The sequence below is a fragment of the Desulfovibrio piger ATCC 29098 genome (genome assembly GCF_000156375.1).
In the GTDB taxonomy this organism is placed as follows: domain Bacteria; phylum Desulfobacterota; class Desulfovibrionia; order Desulfovibrionales; family Desulfovibrionaceae; genus Desulfovibrio; species Desulfovibrio piger.
Map to the genome: position 1 here is coordinate 154,374 of NZ_DS996359.1, position 18,655 is coordinate 173,028.

Genomic DNA, 18,655 nt, shown 5'->3' on the forward strand with positions numbered 1-18,655 from the left:
GAGGCTCCGGGACACAGGCCCGGGCAGGGAGGCGAGGATGGCCCGTGTGCTGGTAGTGGATGACGAGAACCTGATGCGCACCATGGTGGAGGTGGCCTGCCGCCGTCTGGGGCACGAGGCCCTGTGCGCGGCCACGCTGGCGGAAGGGCGGCGTCTGGCGGCCGCGGGCGTGGACGTCATCCTTCTGGACATGCTTTTGCCCGACGGCAATGGTCTGGATGCGCAGCAGGAGCTGGCGGCCCTGCCCGATGCGCCGGACATCGTGGTCATCACGGGCCACGGCGACGGCGATGCGGCGGAAAAGGCCCTGCGCGGCGGTGTCTGGGATTTCCTCATGAAGCCCGTGCGGGTGCGCGATGTGGAAGAGACCCTGAGCCATGTGCTGGAGGCCCGTGACAGACGGCGCTCGCGCCGGGGCCTGGAACTGGAGCCGGGGCAGGTGGCGGGGAGCGGCCCGGCCATGCAGGCGGCGCTGGCCCAGCTGGAACAGGCGGCGCACAGCGACGTCAATGTCCTGCTGCTGGGCGAGACCGGCGTGGGCAAGGAGCTGTTCGCCCGCACCCTGTACCGCAACAGCCACCGGGCCTCGCGGCCTTTCGTGGCCGTGGACTGCGCCTCGTTGCCGGAAACGCTGGTGGAGAGCCATCTGTTCGGCCATGCCCGGGGGGCCTTCACCGGTGCGGAGCGGGCCAGCGAGGGCCTGCTGCGGGCGGCGCATCAGGGCACGCTCTTCCTGGACGAGGTGGGCGACCTGCCGCAGGGCATACAGGGGGCTTTTTTGCGGGCGCTGGAATTGCGCCGCTTCCGTCCCGTGGGCGAGGTGCGCGAGGTGGAGAGCGATTTTCGCCTGGTGGCGGCCACCAATCAGGATCTGGAAGCCATGAGCGAGGACGGGCGCTTCCGCAAGGATCTGCTCTACCGCCTGCAGGGCATGACCATCGTGATCCCGCCCCTGCGCCGGCGCCGGGACGAGATACCCCTGCTGGCACGGCAGGCGGTCATCCGCTGCTGTCGCCGCAACGGTATGGAGGAGAAGGAGCTTTCCCCCCTGTTGCTGGAGATGCTGGACGAATACGACTGGCCGGGCAATGTGCGCGAGCTGTTCCACACGCTGGAGCGGGCCTGTCTTGCGGCGGAACATGCGCCCCTGCTGCTGCCCGCGCACCTGACCACCGGCCTGCGTGTGGCTGTGGCCCGCAGCCGGGCCGGACAGGGACGCGGCACGGGCGACGGGCCCGGCGGCAGGGAGGCCTGCCTCCCGCTGGCCGATGCCGGGGCCCGGGCCTGTAGCGCGCCTGTCCTCCCCCCCATGCCGGAGGAGGGGCAGTCCTTCCCGTCATTGCGCAGCTGGCGGCATGAGGCGGAGCGGCACTACGTGGCCCAGGTACGGGCGCTGTGCGGCGATGATGCCCGGGCGGCGGCACGCATGGCCGGGGTCTCCCGCGGACACTGGTACGAACTGCTGAAAAAATACGGCTTCTAGGCCCGCAGGGTGCTGCCTGAAAAGGGCGCAAAGGCTTGCGGCAGGCCGGGAAAGCGGATACAAGGGGAGAAGGGACATTTCCCAGCTTTGTGAGAAAGGATTACCTAGGCATGAGCAATCCCATTACCGTGAAAGGCTATGTCTGTTCTGTGCCCCGTGCCGCCGACGCGCGGCAGGCCAGTGTGGCTGTGGTGCAGGACGATGTGGAATATCGCATCATCCCTCGTGGCGCCGGTGCCGATCTGGCCGACGAGGTGAGCGCCCTGGTGGAAGTGACCGGCCTGCTGGAGCAGGTGGACGAGGTCAACTACATCCAGGTCCGCGGCTATACGCTGGTGGACGATACTTCTTCCTGGGACGACGACGAATAGCGCTTTCACGGAACGCTCGCCGGGCCGGTGCTGACCGACGGCGGGCGTTGCCGCGCTGTTTCCCGGTTACCGCAGGACGGCCTGGCCGTCATGTCCGCTGCACGTCAGGCGTGCGGGTCTGGACGTGCGTCCCCGGGAACGTCCCTTGTATTGTTATATAAGGCGAGGCATGCCGCATGCCCCGCCTGTTTCCGCGCGATATGCGAAGACGGCGGGAACGCGTGATGCGTTCCCGCCGTCTTTTTTTATGGGCGTCAGTCCGTTGGGCGCCACGGCCCGGAACCAAAGACCACCCGCATGGCGGGTGGCCCTGATGTCTCAAATATCCCCTAGCGGCGGCGGATCACGGCCGGCAGGGCAAAGTACAGGCGCGCGGCCAGATCGAAGCAGGCCCCGGGCAGATGGCTGGCCCACCAGAAAAGGCGGTATTTGCGCGACTCGTCACGCCAGGGCCCGATGACGGCGCGGGCCTCGCTGCCGCGTCCTTCGCGCCACAGGCTCACGGCCTTCTGGAAGGCGGCGCGGCGCGTCAGCAGGCTGACGAGCTCGGGATGCGCCGCATCATAGCCGGGCCAGAGGCGGCGGTGTTTTTCCAGGATGTACAGGGTCTCGTCCGCGAACTGGCCGAATTTGCGGAAGGTGGTGTTGTTGCCGTGTACCCGCCACAGGGTCAGGGGCGCGTCCACATGGTCCAGTTCCCAGTCGTGGGCCACGCGGTAGAAAATGTCGGCTTCCTCGCAGACGTTGAGGCTCTCGTCGAACCAGACCGGCGCGCCGCCCTCCCGGGCGGGCGGACAGACCACGCTGTCCAGGGCCGCGCGGGAAAGCATGGCCGAGGACATGGAGATCCACTGCCGTTCCATGAGGGCGGCAAAGGCCTTGCCGCGCTGGGGGCGGGATTCGGCGAACAGGCGCTTTAGCACATGCTTGCCGTCGAAGATCTCGGTATCGGTGCAGACCAGGCCCACATGCGGATCGGCTTCGAAGCAGGCCACCTGACGGGCCAGCTTTTCGGGCCGCCACAGGTCGTCGCAGTCCAGAAAGGCCACATAGCGCCCCTGGCTTTGGGCGATGGCCAGGTTGCGGGCCGCGCCCAGGGGCACGGTCTCTTCACCGCGAAAGTAGCGCAGGCGCCCGGCCAGCCCGGCATGGCCCCGGGCTATCTGCGGGCTGCTGTCCGTGGAGCCGTTGTCCCAGAAGATGACCTCGAAATCGGTGAAGGTCTGGGCGGCCAGGCTGTCCAGGGTCTCCTGCAAATGTTCGGAGCTGTTCAGGCAGTTCATGATGACGGAGACCACGGGGGCCTCGGACGTGGGGACATGATGCATGGATGTACCTCGGGATGACGGGGACGACAGGTTCATGGCGCGCATGGGCCGGAAGACCCAGAGACGGCACAGCAGATAGAGGAAGAGCGGGGCCGCCAGGGAGGCGGCGGGCAGGGCCAGGCCGTGGGGGACGCCGCACCAGCCCAGCCCCCGGGCGAACAGCTCGCCCAGCCAGAGGCCCGCGCCCTGCACCAGGGCGAAGCGGGGCAGCATGCGGGCGTGGTCGCCGCGCCTGATGCCGAACGTCCAGAAGCAATGCCCCGCATAGGCGGCCAGCAGGGCCAGCAGCCCGGCAAGGGCCTGGGCCGCCGGAGCGGGCCAGTGCGCACCGCGGACGAGCAGATGCGCGGCCCAGAGATAGCAGAGGGTGGCGGTGCTGCCCACCATGCCGAAACGGAGCAGGGGACGGGACAGCAGGCTGCGGGCAAAGGCCGTGGTCTCGGACAGTATGGTCATGGCATGTTCGGGATGGCATGCGCCGGGCATGGCCCTGTACCGGCGGGACGCCGGACGTACGGAGCCGCCTGCGGCGGCTCCGTAGCGGGAAAGGTCAGGCCAGTGTGGCCGTGATGACGTCGCAGATGTGTTCCACATCGGCGGCGCTCAGGCCGGGGTGCATGGGCAGGGTCACCAGCTCGCCGTAGAGCTGTTCCGTCACAGGCAGGGGCAGGGAGCCCGGAGCGGGGCGGAACAGGCTCAGCAGATGGTTGGGCTTATAATGGACGCCCACCGGGATGCCTGCGGTGGTGAGGGCGGCCTTGAGCTCGTCCTTGCGGCCGTCGAGCACACGCACGCAGACGATGTGCGGCACCACGAAGTCCTGCGGATCGGTCTGCAAGAGGCGCAGGCCGTCCAGCCCGTCCAGACGCTTCCGGTAGATGTCGCCCAGGGCGCGGCGGGCCGGGATGAACTCCCCGTCCAGACGCGAGAGCTGCACGCGGCCGATGGCGGCCATGATGTTGCTCATGTGGAAACGCCAGCCGATGCGCTTCACGTCCGGGTCCCAGGTGCGGGTACCGGCAAAGCGGGAGCGGGTGTCGCCCTCCACGGAGAGCAGACGGGCATCGGCGGCATACCCGGCTTCCGTGGCGTTGAAGAAGACGGCGCAGCCGCCTTCGCCGGACGTGATGTTCTTGATGCCGTCGAAGCTGAAGCAGACCACGTCCCCGAAGCTGCCGATCTTGCGGCCGTGATGCAGGCAGCCGAAGGCATGGGCGGCGTCTTCGATGACGCGCAGGCCGTGCTCCCGGGCGAAGGCATGGACTTCATCCAGATGCCAGGGGTTGCTGGCGTAATGGACGGGCATGATGGCCAGCGTGTCGGGCGTGATGCGGCGGGCGGCGTCCTTGAGGTCGATGGTGCCGGTCTCGGCCAGCACGTCACAGGCCACGGGCTCGCAACCGGCGGCCTCGATGGCCTGGAAGGAGGCCACGAATGTCAGGGACGGCACCAGGATCTGCGGCTTGCGGGCGGCATCGCGCGGGGCGATGGCGTCCACGGCCAGGGTCAGGGCCGCAGTGCCCGTGTTGGTGGTCACCACCTGTTCGGGCGCCACGCCCAGATAGGCGGCCAGTTCCTGTTCGAACAGGCAGGTCTCGTGTCCCATGCCCAGATAACCGTCCTCGACGATGACGCGCCGGACGGCTTCGGCCTCGGCTTCGCCCACGATGGAACGGGAAAGACGCATGCTCATGGCATATCCTCATGTTTCATGGAAAAGTACCGGGCAGGGGCAGCCCGGAACTCTGCAATACGCCCTATCGTACGGCTGGGCAAGCCGGCTGTGGGGGGCTTCCGCGCACGGTACGGGGCGGAAGGGCGGGCGGCCGTGCCGAGGCGGCCCCCTGCGGTATGTGCGCGGACGGGCTGCTCTTTTGCTCGACCTTTTGCTCCGGCTTTGGCATGCTGCTGCGACGCACGGAGGCCCGGGCAGGCCGCGCCTCCGGCCCCGGCTACCGAGGAGGAGATATCGTCATGTGGGTTCGCATCTGGCCGCATCTGGCCCTGCTGCTGGCCATGGTTTTCTGGAGCACGTCCTATGTGGCCCTGCGCATCGCGCTCAGCGCGCTGGATCCGTTCACGGTCATGGCCGGGCGCATGGGCGTGGCCACGCTGCTGTTCCTGCCGCTGTGGGGCGGGCTGCTGCGCGACTTGCGCCGCAAGGGGCAGTGGCGCTGGCTCCTGCTCATGGCCTTTGCCGAGCCCTGCTGCTACTTTTTGCTGGAGACCCGCGCCCTGTGCCTGACCACGGCCTCGCAGGCGGGCATGATCATCTCGCTGCTGCCGCTCATCACCGCCGTGGTGGCCTGGCGTCTGCTGGGCGAAAGGGTCAGCCTGCGCGGCTGGATAGGCTTTGCCCTGGCCGTGGCCGGGGTGGTCTGGCTCTCCCTGCAATCGGCCGTGGACGAGACCGCCACGGCGCCTGTGCTGGGCAATTTCTTCGAGGGGCTGGCCATGGTCTGTGCCGCCCTCTATACCGTGCTGGCCCGGCGTCTTTCCGCCGCCTATTCGCCCCTGCAGATCACGGCCGTGCAGTCCTTCGTGGGCATGAGCTTTTTTGCCGGGCTGCTGGCGCTGGCGCCCCTGGACTACACGCCCGTGCTGCTGCATGTGGAGGTGCCGGACTGGGCCCCCTGGGCCAGTGTGGTCTATCTGGGCGGGGTGGTCTCACTGGGGGGCTACGGCCTGTACAACGTGGGGGTCAGCCGTCTTTCGGCCGCCGGTGCCGCCGCCTACACCAACCTTATCCCCATCCTGACCCTGGCCAGCGGCGTCATCCTGCTGCGCGAGGTCTTCCTGCCCGGCCAGTACATGGCCTCGGTGCTGGTGGTGGCCGGGGTGCTGCTCAGCCAGTGGGGCGGCCAGAAAGGCCGGCGCGAAGACAGCTAGGGGCTGTGCGGATGCTGGGGCCTGCCGTTTTCGCCGGGTTTTGGAGAAGACGTCCGGCAGGCTCGGAATTATGAATGGCAAGGCGCCCGCCTCCTGAAGGAGACGGGCGCCTTGTTTTTGGTCTGTGGACAGGGATCAGGCATTGCCCGCGTAGAACACGTGGCGGGCGCTGCGGGCCGCGCTGATGCGGTAGATCTGGATGATGTAGCGCCCTTTGCCGCCGCACAGGGGGCAGGAATCGGTGATCAGCACGCAGCTGGCGTCCAGTTCCAGCGGGTCGATGCCCACGGCCGCCAGCAGGCGGCGGGTACGGCCCTTTTCCCAGACGATGGGCGCGCCGCAATGGCCGCATTCCACATAGAGCATGTCGGGGTCGAAGACTTCCGGCTGCGGCAGCACGGGCACGTTGACCGTATGGGGGGCCTCCTGCCGCGCGCTCAGGGAACGGCTGCCGTGCAGCAGGGGGCGTCTGCGATTGAGGGGGCGCCGGAGGGCGCGCTTGCCTTGCATCTGGCGGCCGGATAGAGTGGCCGCATGTCTGGAGTATCTCGTCATATTCGTTTGTTACCGCCTGAGTTGCGCAATCAGATCGCCGCCGGCGAGGTGGTGGAGCGCCCGGCCAGTGTGGTCAAGGAACTGGTGGAAAACAGCCTGGATGCCGGAGCCACGCGCGTGGACGTGTTTTTGGAGAACGGCGGCCAGAGCTGCATCCGCGTGCAGGACGACGGTGCGGGCATCGCCCCCGGCGAACTGGAACTGGCCGTGACCCGTCACGCCACCAGCAAGATCGCCAGCATGGACGACCTTGAGCATATCGCGTCCTACGGCTTCCGCGGCGAGGCCCTGCCGAGCATCGCCTCGGTGGCCCGTTTCAGCATGGAATCCGCCGTGACCGGAGCCGACGGCGGGACGGAGGCCAGCCGCATCGTGGTGGAATTCGGCCGCCTGCTGGCGGTGGAGCCTTCGGCCCTGCATCGGGGCACCATCGTGGAAGTGCGCGATCTGTTCACCAATATACCCGCACGGCTCAAGTTTTTGAAGACCCCGGCCACGGAGCTCAAACGGGCCCAGGACTGGCTGGTGCGTCTGGCGCTGGCCCGCTGCGACGTAGGCTTCACGCTCCGGGCCGGAGAACGCGAGGCCCTGCGCTTTTTGCCCGGGCAGAGCCTGCGCGACCGCCTGGCCCAGCTGTGGCCGCGCCTGGTGGTGGAGGCCCTGCGCCCCTTCGATGCCGAACGTCACGGCATCCGGGCCCGGGGTCTGGCGGCCCTGCCGTCGGTGAGCCAGCAGCGCGGGGACCGCATCCTGCTGTACGTCAACGGCCGCAGCGTCAGCGACAAGCGCCTGCTGGCCGCCGTGCGCGAGGCCTACAAGGGCCGCATCACCAGCCGGGATTACCCGCAGGTGGTGCTCTTCGTGGACATGCCGCCCGACATGGTGGACGTCAACGTGCATCCGGCCAAGAGCGAGGTCCGCTTCCGTGACGAGTCCTCGGTCTTTTCCGCCGTGCTCCATGCCGTGCAGGGGGCGCTGGTCAGCGATGTGGAAAGCGTGCTGGACGCGGCCCGCGAGGCCGATGATGCCCGCCCGGTGGCGGCGCAGTCCCGCCTGTGGGACGACCTGCCTCCGCGCCCGCAGGGCTTTTGGGGCAGTGCCGATGCCGCGCCCCTGATGCGGCATGAGGAGGACGAAACGCGGGAAGACGAAGGCCAGTGGCAGGTGCGGCGGCCCGATGCGGACGACGGTACGTGCCCTGAGTCCATGACGGGCACGGGAGAGGTAGCGGATGCCCCGTCCGTGCCGTCATCGTCCGGCAGTGCGGCGGCCTTCGCCTCCAGGCGGACGGCCCCCGTGGGCCTGCGGGAAGCCGTGGCCCCTTCTGCGTTTTCGGCCGCGTCCTTCGCGGAGGACGGGGACGGAGCGGGACGTTTGTCCGCCGACAGACAGGAATTTTTCGAGAGCGCCCGGCAGACGGCCCGCACGGCCATGCCGCCCGAGCATGTGGCGCCCATGGCGGGGCAGGATGACGCAGGCCATGCGGCGGAACAGGCCCATACGCCGGAGACGGACGGGACGGAAGTCCTGCCGGGAGCCGGGGATGCCGCCTGCGGGCCTGATACTGCCGTGACGGACGAAAGCGCCGCCGGACGGCATGAGCTGGTGGTGGGCGGCCTGACCTATCTGGGGCAGGTGGCCGAGACCTATCTTGTTTTGCGTGATGCGTCCGGCGCCCTGATGCTGCTGGACCAGCACGCGGCGCACGAGCGCGTGCTCTACGAGCGTTTGCGCAAGGGGGCCTTCGCGGGCACGGCCCAATGCCTAGCCCTGCCGCTGGAACTGGCCCTGCAGCCGGTGGAAGAGGAGCGCTTTCTGGAAGTGCGGGACAATCTGGAGCGCATGGGCTTCGATGTCTCCTGCTCCGGCGGCCGTCTGCTGGCCCGGGGCATCCCGCCCTCCCTGTCCCGCAGCGAGGCCGGGGAGTTCCTGCGCGAGGTGCTGGCCGGTCGCAAGGACGACATCCGCGCCATGTTCATTTCCCTGTCCTGCAAGGGCGCCATCAAGGCCGGGCAGCGTCTGGCCGATGACGAGGCCGCGGCCCTGCTGCGGCAGTGGCTGCATACGCCGGAGCGGGAATACTGCCCGCATGGCCGCCCCAGCATCCTGCGCTGGGATGCCGTGGCGCTGGAGAAACTGTTCAAGCGCCGCCAGTGAGGCCTTTGGCCCTGTGCGCGTGCGGCGGCGTTTCCGCCGTGTGCGTGATCGCAGAGCCTTGTGCTGACGGGCCTTACCGCAGGATACGTTCGCGATCATGTCCGGCGGGCAGTGGTTCCGGCCGCTCCGGCAAAGCAGGCATCAGGTGCCGTATAGATAAAAAAGACCGGGACAGTCCCTCAGGGGGCTGTCCCGGTCTGTCATTCATGGCGTGGGAAGGATCCGGGCCCCACAGGTGCGCATGGCGCCATGGAGCGGGGATGCCGCTCCGCATCCGGGCCGCTATTGCCGCATGGCCCGTAGGCCGTTGGCCACCACCAGCAGGGCCGTGCCCACGTCGGCAAAGACGGCCATCCACATGGTGGCGTGACCGGTGAAGGTCAGGGCGAAGAACAGCGCCTTGACGCCCAGCGCCAGCGTGATGTTCTGCACCAGGATGGCGAAGGTGGCCCGGGACAGGCGGATGAAGCGGGGGATCTTGCGCAGGTCGTCGTCCATGAGCGCCACGTCGGCGGTCTCGATGGCGGTGTCCGTGCCGTTGCCGGCCATGGCGAAACCGACGTCGGCCCGGGCCAGCGCCGGGGCGTCGTTGATGCCGTCGCCCACCATGCCCACCTTGTGTCCCCGGGCTTCCAGTTCCTCGATGACGGCGAGCTTGTCCGCCGGGAGCAGACCGGCCTTGAAGCTGTCCACGCCCACCTGACGGGCGATGGCCGCCGCCGTGTGTTCGTTGTCGCCGGTGAGCATGACCGTGGTCACGCCCAGTTCCTTCAGTTCCCTGACAGCTTCCAGGCTGCTTTCCTTGAGCGTGTCGGCCACGGCCAGCAGGGCCCGGATGCCGTCGTCGCCCACGAGCGCGACCACGGTCTTCCCCTGCCGTTCCAGCCGGGAGATCCGCTCGTCGATCTCTGCCGGGCAGCGGCCCAGCGATGCCGCAAGGGCGCGGTTGCCCAGGTACCAGCGACGGCCGGCCATGATGCCGCTGACGCCCTGACCGGGCAGGGCCGTGAAGTCGTCCACGTCCCGCAGGGGGATGTGGTCTTCCGCGGCGGCCTGGGCGATGGCGCCGGAAACCGGATGGTCGGAACGGGCCGCCAGGCTGGCCGCCAGCGAGCGGACTTCCGCCTCATCTTCCTGCCCGGTGCACAGGCAGTCGGTCTGGCGCGGCTTGCCGTGGGTGAGGGTGCCGGTCTTGTCCAGAGCCAGGCAGTCCAGACGTCTGCCCTGTTCCAGGAACATGCCGCCCTTGATGAGGATGCCGTAGCGGGTGGCGGCGGCCATGCCGCTGACGATGCTCACCGGCGTGGAGATGACCAGGGCGCAGGGGCAGCCGATGACCAGTATCACCAGCGCGGTATAGATGGCGTCCGTCCAGGCGCTGCCCAGGAACAGGGGCGGCACCACGGCGGCCAGCAGGGCCACCAGGAAGACGGCCGGGGTGTAGTAGCGCGCGAAGGTATCCACAAAGCGCTGCATGGGGGCGCGGCTGCCCTGGGCCTCTTCCACGGCGTGGATGATGCGGGCCAGCGTGGTGTCCGTGGCCGCGGCGGTCACCCGGAATTCGAAGGAACCGGAGGTGTTGAGGGTACCGGCGTAGACCGTGTCCCCGGCCTGCTTTTCCACCGGCATGCTCTCGCCGGTGATGGGCGACTGGTCCACCATGGAATGGCCGTCCAGCACCAGACCGTCCAGGGCGATCTTCTCGCCGGGGCGCACGCGTACGCGGCTGCCCACGGCCACCGTGCGGATGTCGGCTTCCTGCCAGCTGCCGTCCTCGCGCAGCACCGTGGCCGTATCGGGCGCCAGGGCCAGCAGGTCCTTGATGGCGTTGCGGGCCCTGTCCAGGGCCTTGGCCTCGATGGCTTCCGAGACGTTGAACAGCACCATGACCATGGCGGCTTCCGGGAACTGCCCGATGAGCACGGCCCCGGTGACGGCCACGGACATGAGGGCATTGATGTTCAGGTCGAGGTTGGAGACGGCCAGCCAGCCCTTGCGGTAGGTGGTCAGGCCGCTCAGCAGGATGGCGATGATGGCGCAGCACAGGGGCAGGAGCGTCAGTACGGGCCAGCCGCCCACGCTCCAGGAGGCCATGTCGAGGCCGAAGGGACGCGCCCCCCAGTGCTGGATGAGCTCCAGGATCTCGGAAAGGGCGGCAAAGCCGCCGGCCACGGCCAGGCGCTTCCAAGGGATGCGGGGGGCCGGGATGGCGTCCTGCGTCCGGTCCGTCCCTTCCAGCAGCCGGGCGCCCATGTCCAGCCCTTCCAGAGCGGCGGTGATGGCCGGGAGGGCCGCGGGCTCGTGCCGCACGCGCACATGGCGCTGCATCAGGTCGATCTCAAGGCCGAGCAGCCCCGGCAGGCCGTCCAGGGCCTTGCGGATGAGGCGTTCTTCCGTGGGGCAGTCCATGCCGCTCACCGCAAAGACGGCCGTGGCGCCTGCGGCGGCATCCAGAGGCTCCGGCGTCATGTCGATGGCCTTCAGGGCGGCCTCGATGGAGGCGGTGGACGGGAGCTCATGCTCTACGGTGAGCACGCGCTGCATGAGATTGAAGCTGAGTCCGGTGATGCCGGGCACGGTGGCCAGCTTTTTTCTGATGAGCGCCTCTTCCATGGGGCAGTCCATATTGAGGATGCGGTACACGGCGCGCGTGGCGGAAGGGGCCGCCAGCGTGCTCCAGTCCACGGCCTGGGGCGCGTCATGGCCGCAGCAGCCGTGCTCGTGCGCATGGTCGTGGTCGCAGCTTTCGTGTTCGTGCGCGTGGCAGCTTTCCGCATGGCCATGCGAGTGGTCGCCGTGCTCATGATCATGGCCGCAGCACGCGTGGCCGTGGCCATGGCTGTGGTGATCATGCTCGTGGCCGTGGGCGGCGTGTTCGTGTCCGGCGGGCAGGGTGGCTGCCTTGTCACATACGAAGCCTTGCGGGTGCCAGGCACCGCAGGGGCATAAAAACAGTGCGTCACTGCTCATGGTCGTTCCTCCACGGGGATGCCGGTGGCCGACGCCCCCGGTCGTTCTTGCTATAGACAGACCATAGGGCCTATAGTCGCTATAGGGTCAAGAGGGGAGGACGCGTCGGGAAAAAATTTTTCCGGCAACTGCCGTTCCATCCCGGACAGGCCCGGACCGGAGGACAGGCATGAAAGTGAAGATAGGCGAACTGGCAAAGATGACCGGCTGTCAGGTGGTCACCATCCGCTATTACGAGAAGGAAGGGTTGCTGAAACGCCCGGAGCGCACGGAACGGAACTATCGTCTTTACGGGGACGAGGACATCGCGCGGTTGCGCTTCATCCGGCATTGCCGCCAGCATGGCATGAGCCTGGACGAGATCCGCACCCTGCTGGTGTACAGTGACCATCCCACGGGCAGCTGTGACTGGATCAACAGGCTCATCCGCACGCACATCGAAGCGGTGGAGCAGCAGATACGGGATCTTGAGCACCTCAAGGCGCATCTTGAATCCCTGTACCATAAATGCGACGGCAGCCGGGAAGGGGGCTGCGGCATCCTGAAGAGCCTTATCGACGGCGAAAACTGCCAGTATTGCCAGACACGGCAGCAGCGTACGGGACAGGAGCATCCCTGAACCTCGCAGGGCCGTCTTTGGGACCCTCTGCATTCGGACGGGAAGAAAAAAACGGGGCGGACCAGACAAGCTGATCCGCCCCGTCGTGCATGTACCGGGATGTCCGGCCTAGCGCGCGCCCTTGGGGAAGAGCACCACGCCCACGGTCTTGAAGATGATGTGGATGTCCAGCAGGATGGAGATGTTCTTCACATAGAACAGGTCGTATTCCAGCTTGTGGCGGGCATCTTCCTCATTGGCGCCGTAGGGGTAGCAGACCTGGGCCCAGCCGGTGAGGCCGGGCTTCACGGTATGGCGCAGGCTGTAATAGGGGATGTGTTCCTTGAGCTGCTTCACGAAGGTCATGCGTTCGGGACGGGGGCCGATGAAGCTCATGTCGCCCTTGATGATGTTCCAGATCTGGGGCAGCTCGTCGATGCGCACCTTGCGGATGAACTTGCCCACGCGGGTCACGCGGGCGTCGTTGGCGGCGGCCCAGACGGCGCCGTTCTTTTCGGCGTCGGTACGCATGGAGCGGAACTTGTAGACCGTGAATTCCTTTTCATACAGGCCCACACGATCCTGACGGTAGATGACCGGGCCCGGCGATTCCAGGCGGATCAGCAGGGCGGTGATGAGCATGATGGGCGCGGCCGGGATGAGCAGCATCAGGGACAGGAACAGGTCGAAGGCGCGCTTCAGGCGGCGCAGGCTGCCGCGGGTGTTGAGCGAGAAGCCTTCGGTCTGCAGCAGCCATTCCTCGGTGATCTGGGAAAGGGGCAGGCGCTGCACCACATGCTCGTAGAAGGTGCGGATGTCCACCACCATGGCGCCGTGCAGCTTGGCTTCCAGCAGGTCATGGGCGATGTCGTCGTCGATGGGGGCGTCGGGCAGGAGCACGATCATGGTCGCGTCGTGCTGCTTGGCGGCTTCCAAGGCCATGAAGGGCGGGCCGAAGCATTCACCGGCGTCGGGGTCCTGGTCCTTTTCGCCCACATAGCCCAGGATGCGGGCCTTGGGCAGGCCTTCGGCCAGCAGCTTGCGCACCTTGCCGCCGCGGTCCACGCCCACCAGCAGGACGCGCAGGGGATGGGTCAGCTTGTCGGCATTGAGATAGTAGAGGAAGCGCCAGCCCAGGCAGAACACGAAGGAGAGCGCGAAGAGCAGGAGCACGGTCACGCGGTCGAAGCGCCAGTTCTCCAGGGCGAAGGACGCCGTGGCCGAGCTGATGATGCCCAGCACGCAGGCCACCAGGATGCGGCCCAGGGTGTCCTTGAAGTCTTCCATGCCCACGCTGTAGGCGTCGAGGATGTAGAAGAACAGCAGATAGAAGAAGATGGTGAACAGGGAGGCGCCGGTATAGTCGTCAAAGACGCTCAGGTCGGGCGCGATGGTCACCATGCCCGAAACGGCCAGGGCCAGCAGGATGCAGCACAGGTCCACCACCTGCATCAATGCCATGCGGTAACGGCTGATCATAGTTTCTCCATTTTTTCGTACAGTGGACGGGACAGGCCCGTGGGCTGCCGGTGGCGGGCGGGCTGTCCCTGTGACCGCGAGACACCGTCGTCCCGGCAGCGCCGGGACAGGAGCGGGCCGCCCCGGGCCCGCGTCGTTGCTTGTTTATCCGGCCGCGCGGGGCACGCGCATGTCGGCAAGGATCTTCTCGGCCACGACTTCGGCATCGAACTCGCGGCAGGCCAGATCACGGCCGGCGGCCCCCATGCGGACCAGCAGTCCGGGATCGTCCAGCAGGCGGCGCATGGCGGCGGCCAGCGCGCGGGGATCGTGCGCGGCGCAGATGCAGCCGTTGACGCCGTCTTCCACCACTTCGCGGCAGCCGGGCACGTCCGTGACCACGGCGGCACGGCCCATGCTCATGCCTTCCATGATGGACGTGGGCGTGCCTTCACGCCACGAGGGCAGCACCAGCGCGTGGCAGGCCGCCACATAGGGGCGCACGTCGCGGGTCTCGCCCAGGTATTCGATGCTGCCTTCGTCCTGCCAGCGGCGCACCTGATCCAGGCCCACGCTGCCCAGACCCTGTTCCGGCGGGCCCAGCAGCTGGAAACGGGCGGCGGGGTACTGCGTTTTCAGTTCCCTGGCCGCGGCGGCGTATTCGGGCAGGCCCTTGGCCTCCAGCAGACGGCCCACCAGCAGGAAGATGATCTCCCGCTCTTCGGGGGCGCAGCCCTCGGCGGGCAGGGGCGGCAGGGGCGCTTCGGCAAAGCGGCGGATGTCCACACCGGTGCCGCGCGCCATGAGCACGCGCGCGCTGCGGCGCAGGATGCCGACCTTGCGGAACAGCTCCGCATCGTCGCGGTTTTGGAAAAACACGCCTTCGGCCCCGGCAAGGGCGCAGTGGTACAGGCCGATGCTCAGGCGGTTGACGCATTTCTTGAAAAAGGTGTCCGCCTCGAAGGCGTAGCCCAGGCCGGTGATGGTGGCGTAGATGTGCGGCACCCGCGCCAGACGCGCCGCCATGCAGCCGTAGATGACGGGCTTGATGGTGGTGGCGAAGAGCAGATCCGGCTTTTCCCGTTTGAACAGGCGGTACAGGGCGTGCATGGTGGCCATGTCGCGCAGGGGATTGAGGCCCTTGCGGTCCAGGGGATAGTGGCACAGGCGCACGGCCGGGCCTTTTTGGAAGGCGGGATCTTCTTCGCCGATGGCGCGGATGGCGGCCTCGGCAGCGTCGTCGCCCGCGGGCACGGCGCAAAGGACCTCATGCCCGGCGGCACGCATGCGGCGCATGAGGACGGTCCAGAAATTGGAAGTGGAACGGGCCTGATTGCCCAGGATGAGTATTTTCACGGCATATCCTTTGCCCACCTGTCCGGCGGGTACGCTCCGTGATGGGGCGCTGTCTGTCCTGCGGGGCAAAGAGCATCCCCGCCTGGCCGGACCGGAAAGGGAGACGTGCCGGCCAGGTCTGGCCGGTCTCCTGTGTGGTGGGCTCTTCACGGGCTATACCAGCATCCCTTGCCGCTGAAAAGAGGCAAAGGGGCCCTGCGGGCGGGGGCAGGCCACGGACAAAAAAACGCGATTCCGGCAGGATGCGCAAAAAAGCCCCTGCCGGGGCAGGGGGCGCGTCTTTTGACAGCGGCGTCGGCACAGCGTACAAGGAAAGCACGCCGTCTGTGCCGCGAAGGCGGGATCTCCCGTTTTCGCGGCCTCCCGGCGGGCAACTACGACCTTTGATAAGGAAGGCAATATGAGCGCCTATACCCAACTGTGCGAAAAGATGCGTGCCGAACCCTCCACCTGGCTGGTGACCGGCGTTGCCGGTTTCATCGGCTCCAACCTGCTGGAACATCTGCTCAAGATGGGGCAGACCGTGGTGGGCCTGGACAACTTCCTCACCGGTTACCAGAAGAACCTGGACATGGTGGAGGCCCTGGTGGGCCCCGAAGCCTGGAGCCGCTTCACCTTCATCGAAGGCGACATCCGCGATCTGGATACCTGCCGCAAGGCCTGCGAAGGCGTGGACCATGTGCTGCATGAGGCCGCCCTGGGTTCCGTGCCGCGTTCCATCGACGATCCCATCCTGTCCAACAGCTGCAACATCACCGGTTACCTCAACATGCTGGTGGCCGCGCGTGATGCGGGCGTGAAGAGCTTCGTGTACGCCGCCTCCTCCTCCACCTACGGCGATTCCCCCGAACTGCCCAAGGTGGAAGACAAGATCGGTCATCCCCTGTCGCCCTATGCCGTGACCAAATATGTGGACGAGCTCTACGCCGACGTCTTCGCCCGTTGCTACGGCTTCACCACCGTGGGCCTGCGTTACTTCAACGTTTTCGGCCAGCGTCAGGATCCCTACGGTGCCTATGCCGCCGTCATCCCCCAGTGGTTCGCCAGCCTGCTGAAGAAAGAGACCGTCTTCGTCAACGGCGACGGCGAGACCAGCCGCGACTTCTGCTACATCGACAACGTGGTGCAGGCCAACCTGCTGGCCAGCTTCGCCGCGGACGAAGCCCGCAACAAGGTCTACAACGTGGCCTTTGGCCAGCGCACGACCCTGAACGAGCTGTTCGACCTCATCCGTGAGGAAGTGGTGCGCCATATGCCCGAGGCCGCCACGGCCACGGCCACGCATCGCGATTTCCGCGCCGGTGACGTGCGCCACTCCCTGGCCGACATCACCCGCGCCCGCACCCTGCTGGGCTATGAACCCCAGTTCGACGTGCGCACCGGCCTGCGTCTGGCCGGCGACTGGTACGCCGCCAACCTGTAGGCTGTCCTTTCGTTTTTGATGCCAAGGCCCCCGGCACTGGAAAGCGCCGGGGGCCTTTTGTTTCATAGGAGAGAGATAGTGCAGAGGGAGGGCGTCTTTTCCCTCACAGGCCATCCGTTCCGTGGTCTATCGTCCTGTTCCATGGGAAACGGCCGGGCCTTCCTGCAAAAGCAGAAGAGCCCGGCCGTTGGATAAAACGCGCTGGGGAAGGGGAGCTTGAGGGGGAAAGCCCTCTCGCGCGAGTAGCGACCGGATGGTGGCCCGCGGGGCCGTGCCCGTTGCGATGCAGGAAGCTACGGGCATCACAGCAGAGATGAGGGGGGTACCCCCTCAAAATAAAAAACGAAGCTCCCGGCTACACGTGCAGCAGCACGGACAGGGGGATGTCGCCCAGCACCTTGCGGCCGCCCAGGGCATCCAGTTCCATGAGCATGCAGCAGCCCGCCACGGTGGCGCCGCTCTGGCCCACCAGACGGATCATGGCGTCCAGGGTACCGCCGGTGGCCAGCACGTCGTCCACGATGAGGACGCGGTCCGCCGGGGTCAGGGCATCCTTGTGCAGGCACAGGGTATTGGAGCCGTATTCGAGGTCATAGCTGGCTTCGAAGGCTTCACAGGGCAGCTTGCCGGGCTTGCGTACCGGGGCCAGGCCCACGCCCAGACGCCGGGCCAGCGGCGCCGCGAACAGAAAGCCCCGCGCTTCGGCAGCCACGATGCGGGTGGGCCGTAGGGGCTGGGCCGCGTCGGCCATCCGTTCGATGACCTCCCCGAAGGCTTCGGGCGAGGCCAGCAGGGGCGTGATGTCGTAGAACAGGATGCCGGGCTTGGGGTAGTCGGGGACGTGACGGATGAAGGCGGCGATATCCATGCGGGCTCCTTGGGGAAAAGTGGGGAAAAAGGGCGATGATCCCGGCATCAATGGCCGGAATAGTCCAGGACGTTGTTCAGGGGCGCGCTGCTGCTTTTGACCTGTCCGCCGGCGAACACATGCCGGGTCAGACGCCAGCCGTCCATGTCGAGCACGTCCAGCTTGCCCTGCATGTCCGGCGTCAGATGGGCACGGAAGGCCTCCACCACCTCGTCTTCGGGAAAGTAGGAACCTTCCATGGAGATGCGGGCCATGTCGCCTTCCTGGCAGAGCAGGGGCACGTCCTCATCTTCGTTGAGGGCATCGCGCAGGGCCGATTCCAGCGCCGCGTACAGGGCGGGCGTCACAGGATAGACATGGCCGTAGGCCTTGACCAGGGGATCGCGCACAGCAGGCTCCGGGGAAAGGGGTTGGGCGGGCGGACGGCAGGAAGCGGTCGTCCGCGGCCGGGACAAGGCATCATTTTGGGGCAAGTATCCCAAAAAAGAAAGGCCCCGCTTGCGGCGGGGCCCCGGAAAACGAAGGGCTCCCGAAGGAGCCCCTGAGATATCCTGTTTACTTGCCGTCCACGATGGCCTTGATCTTGCGGGCCATGGGCTGCACCAGTTCGCGCATGCTGTTGAGCATGATCTCTTCCGCGGCACCGCCGGAGGGGATGCCGCTGCGGTTCTGGCTGGAGTTGAGGGTCTCCTTGACCACACGGCCGTTGCGGGGCGCCAGACGGTAGGTGGCGCGCATGGAGGTGGCCAGTTCGGTGGCGGAGACTTCACGCAGCCAGGCCTGTTCCACGGTACCGGTGACGATGTAGTCGGGGTTACCGCTGCGGGCCTGGTTCTCGTCCATGGCATAGGAGACCTGCACGCCCTGGCGGCGCAGCTCGTCGGCCAGGCCGCGGCTCACCCACTGGGCCAGGTCGTCGCTGGCCACGAAGGCGCTGCCGTCACGACGCACGCCGAGGTTGGTGGTATCCTGACGGTTGTCGGTGAAGGGCACCACGGTCACGCGCGGGGCATTGGGAGCGGGCAGCACGGGATTGACCGCGGGCGCGGGCGAAAGCAGGCGCACGGTGTTGCTGGGACCGCAGGCAGTCAGGAACATGGCCAGCATGAGCGCCAGCGAAAGGAAAAGAAGGCGTGTGATACGGGCGGATTTCATGGCAAGGTCTCGCAGGAAAGATGTTTTAAAAAGTTTTGAGACTT

General features: G+C 67.1%; 16 protein-coding genes. 7 read left to right on the top strand and 9 right to left on the bottom strand.

The window, feature by feature from the left end; all coding sequences use genetic code 11:
• The first annotated feature begins 37 nt into the window (after positions 1–37).
• Together DESPIG_RS07340 and DESPIG_RS07345 are read left to right on the top strand one after the other, a co-directional pair.
• Complete coding sequence (locus DESPIG_RS07340; RefSeq protein WP_006006943.1) at positions 38–1,483, top strand: sigma-54-dependent transcriptional regulator; 1,446 nt, start codon at positions 38–40, stop codon at positions 1,481–1,483.
• 110 nt (positions 1,484–1,593) lie between these two features.
• Entirely contained in the window at positions 1,594–1,854 is a 261-nt protein-coding gene (locus tag DESPIG_RS07345; protein ID WP_006006945.1) for a hypothetical protein, read from the top strand.
• A 329-nt stretch (positions 1,855–2,183) separates the two neighbouring features.
• On the opposite strand, the gene DESPIG_RS13295 is transcribed toward DESPIG_RS07345, so the two are convergent.
• On the bottom strand, positions 2,184–3,638 hold the full coding sequence (locus DESPIG_RS13295; RefSeq protein WP_006006948.1) for a glycosyltransferase: 1,455 nt from the start codon (positions 3,636–3,638) through the stop codon (positions 2,184–2,186).
• 94 nt (positions 3,639–3,732) lie between these two features.
• The gene (locus DESPIG_RS07355; protein WP_006006950.1) at positions 3,733–4,875 is read right to left on the bottom strand and encodes a DegT/DnrJ/EryC1/StrS family aminotransferase; all 1,143 of its coding nucleotides are present in this window, start codon (positions 4,873–4,875) and stop codon (positions 3,733–3,735) included.
• 281 nt (positions 4,876–5,156) lie between these two features.
• Here DESPIG_RS07355 and DESPIG_RS07360 point away from each other — a divergent pair, with 281 nt between their 5' ends.
• Positions 5,157–6,071, top strand: coding sequence for a DMT family transporter (locus DESPIG_RS07360; RefSeq protein WP_040369675.1), 915 nt, complete (start codon positions 5,157–5,159; stop codon positions 6,069–6,071).
• Between the two features lie 135 nt (positions 6,072–6,206).
• Here the strand turns inward: DESPIG_RS07360 and DESPIG_RS07365 are convergent, their stop codons facing one another.
• Positions 6,207–6,581, bottom strand: a complete 375-nt coding sequence (locus DESPIG_RS07365) for a hypothetical protein (protein WP_006006954.1) — start codon at positions 6,579–6,581, stop codon at positions 6,207–6,209.
• 24 nt (positions 6,582–6,605) lie between these two features.
• Between DESPIG_RS07365 and mutL the strand changes: the two genes are divergently transcribed.
• Positions 6,606–8,783: a DNA mismatch repair endonuclease MutL gene (gene mutL / locus DESPIG_RS07370; protein ID WP_040369676.1), complete on the top strand. Its 2,178-nt coding sequence runs from the start codon at positions 6,606–6,608 to the stop codon at positions 8,781–8,783.
• A 282-nt stretch (positions 8,784–9,065) separates the two neighbouring features.
• Here the strand turns inward: mutL and DESPIG_RS07375 are convergent, their stop codons facing one another.
• Positions 9,066–11,468, bottom strand: a complete 2,403-nt coding sequence (locus tag DESPIG_RS07375) for a heavy metal translocating P-type ATPase (protein WP_006006959.1) — start codon at positions 11,466–11,468, stop codon at positions 9,066–9,068.
• A 15-nt stretch (positions 11,469–11,483) separates the two neighbouring features.
• Between DESPIG_RS07375 and DESPIG_RS14475 the strand changes: the two genes are divergently transcribed.
• Positions 11,484–11,732, top strand: a complete 249-nt coding sequence (locus DESPIG_RS14475; RefSeq protein ID WP_006006961.1) for a hypothetical protein — start codon at positions 11,484–11,486, stop codon at positions 11,730–11,732.
• A 190-nt stretch (positions 11,733–11,922) separates the two neighbouring features.
• Positions 11,923–12,372: a Cd(II)/Pb(II)-responsive transcriptional regulator gene (locus tag DESPIG_RS07385; RefSeq protein ID WP_006006964.1), complete on the top strand. Its 450-nt coding sequence runs from the start codon at positions 11,923–11,925 to the stop codon at positions 12,370–12,372.
• 108 nt (positions 12,373–12,480) lie between these two features.
• Here the strand turns inward: DESPIG_RS07385 and DESPIG_RS07390 are convergent, their stop codons facing one another.
• The gene (locus DESPIG_RS07390) at positions 12,481–13,830 is read right to left on the bottom strand and encodes a sugar transferase (protein ID WP_006006965.1); all 1,350 of its coding nucleotides are present in this window, start codon (positions 13,828–13,830) and stop codon (positions 12,481–12,483) included.
• A 144-nt stretch (positions 13,831–13,974) separates the two neighbouring features.
• The gene (locus tag DESPIG_RS07395; protein WP_040369677.1) at positions 13,975–15,165 is read right to left on the bottom strand and encodes a glycosyltransferase family 4 protein; all 1,191 of its coding nucleotides are present in this window, start codon (positions 15,163–15,165) and stop codon (positions 13,975–13,977) included.
• 400 nt (positions 15,166–15,565) lie between these two features.
• Here DESPIG_RS07395 and DESPIG_RS07400 point away from each other — a divergent pair, with 400 nt between their 5' ends.
• Positions 15,566–16,588 (top strand): NAD-dependent epimerase/dehydratase family protein, encoded by a 1,023-nt coding sequence (locus DESPIG_RS07400; protein ID WP_006006971.1) that lies wholly within the window; start codon positions 15,566–15,568, stop codon positions 16,586–16,588.
• A 355-nt stretch (positions 16,589–16,943) separates the two neighbouring features.
• Here DESPIG_RS07400 and DESPIG_RS07405 read toward each other — a convergent pair whose 3' ends face one another.
• The 3 genes from DESPIG_RS07405 to DESPIG_RS07415 form a co-directional block, all read right to left on the bottom strand.
• Complete coding sequence (locus DESPIG_RS07405) at positions 16,944–17,456, bottom strand: adenine phosphoribosyltransferase (protein WP_006006973.1); 513 nt, start codon at positions 17,454–17,456, stop codon at positions 16,944–16,946.
• 47 nt (positions 17,457–17,503) lie between these two features.
• Complete coding sequence (locus DESPIG_RS07410; RefSeq protein WP_006006975.1) at positions 17,504–17,845, bottom strand: hypothetical protein; 342 nt, start codon at positions 17,843–17,845, stop codon at positions 17,504–17,506.
• Between the two features lie 166 nt (positions 17,846–18,011).
• A complete protein-coding gene (locus tag DESPIG_RS07415) occupies positions 18,012–18,611 on the bottom strand; it encodes a hypothetical protein (RefSeq protein ID WP_006006977.1) in 600 nt (199 codons plus the stop codon).
• Positions 18,612–18,655 lie beyond the last annotated feature (44 nt).

Excerpts from the sequence above, each read along its gene's own strand:
- DESPIG_RS14475 (WP_006006961.1), top strand. The coding sequence starts at position 11,484 with ATGGCCGCAGCAGCCGTGCTCGTGCGCATGGTCGTGGTCGCAGCTTTC.
- DESPIG_RS07400 (WP_006006971.1), top strand. The coding sequence starts at position 15,566 with ATGAGCGCCTATACCCAACTGTGCGAAAAGATGCGTGCCGAACCCTCC.
- DESPIG_RS13295 (WP_006006948.1), bottom strand. The coding sequence starts at position 3,638 with ATGACCATACTGTCCGAGACCACGGCCTTTGCCCGCAGCCTGCTGTCC.
- DESPIG_RS07355 (WP_006006950.1), bottom strand. The coding sequence starts at position 4,875 with ATGAGCATGCGTCTTTCCCGTTCCATCGTGGGCGAAGCCGAGGCCGAA.
- DESPIG_RS07345 (WP_006006945.1), top strand. The coding sequence starts at position 1,594 with ATGAGCAATCCCATTACCGTGAAAGGCTATGTCTGTTCTGTGCCCCGT.
- DESPIG_RS07385 (WP_006006964.1), top strand. The coding sequence starts at position 11,923 with ATGAAAGTGAAGATAGGCGAACTGGCAAAGATGACCGGCTGTCAGGTG.
- DESPIG_RS07405 (WP_006006973.1), bottom strand. The coding sequence starts at position 17,456 with ATGGATATCGCCGCCTTCATCCGTCACGTCCCCGACTACCCCAAGCCC.
- DESPIG_RS07340 (WP_006006943.1), top strand. The coding sequence starts at position 38 with ATGGCCCGTGTGCTGGTAGTGGATGACGAGAACCTGATGCGCACCATG.
- DESPIG_RS07415 (WP_006006977.1), bottom strand. The coding sequence starts at position 18,611 with ATGAAATCCGCCCGTATCACACGCCTTCTTTTCCTTTCGCTGGCGCTC.
- mutL (WP_040369676.1), top strand. The coding sequence starts at position 6,606 with ATGTCTGGAGTATCTCGTCATATTCGTTTGTTACCGCCTGAGTTGCGC.
- DESPIG_RS07390 (WP_006006965.1), bottom strand. The coding sequence starts at position 13,830 with ATGATCAGCCGTTACCGCATGGCATTGATGCAGGTGGTGGACCTGTGC.
- DESPIG_RS07365 (WP_006006954.1), bottom strand. The coding sequence starts at position 6,581 with ATGCAAGGCAAGCGCGCCCTCCGGCGCCCCCTCAATCGCAGACGCCCC.
- DESPIG_RS07360 (WP_040369675.1), top strand. The coding sequence starts at position 5,157 with ATGTGGGTTCGCATCTGGCCGCATCTGGCCCTGCTGCTGGCCATGGTT.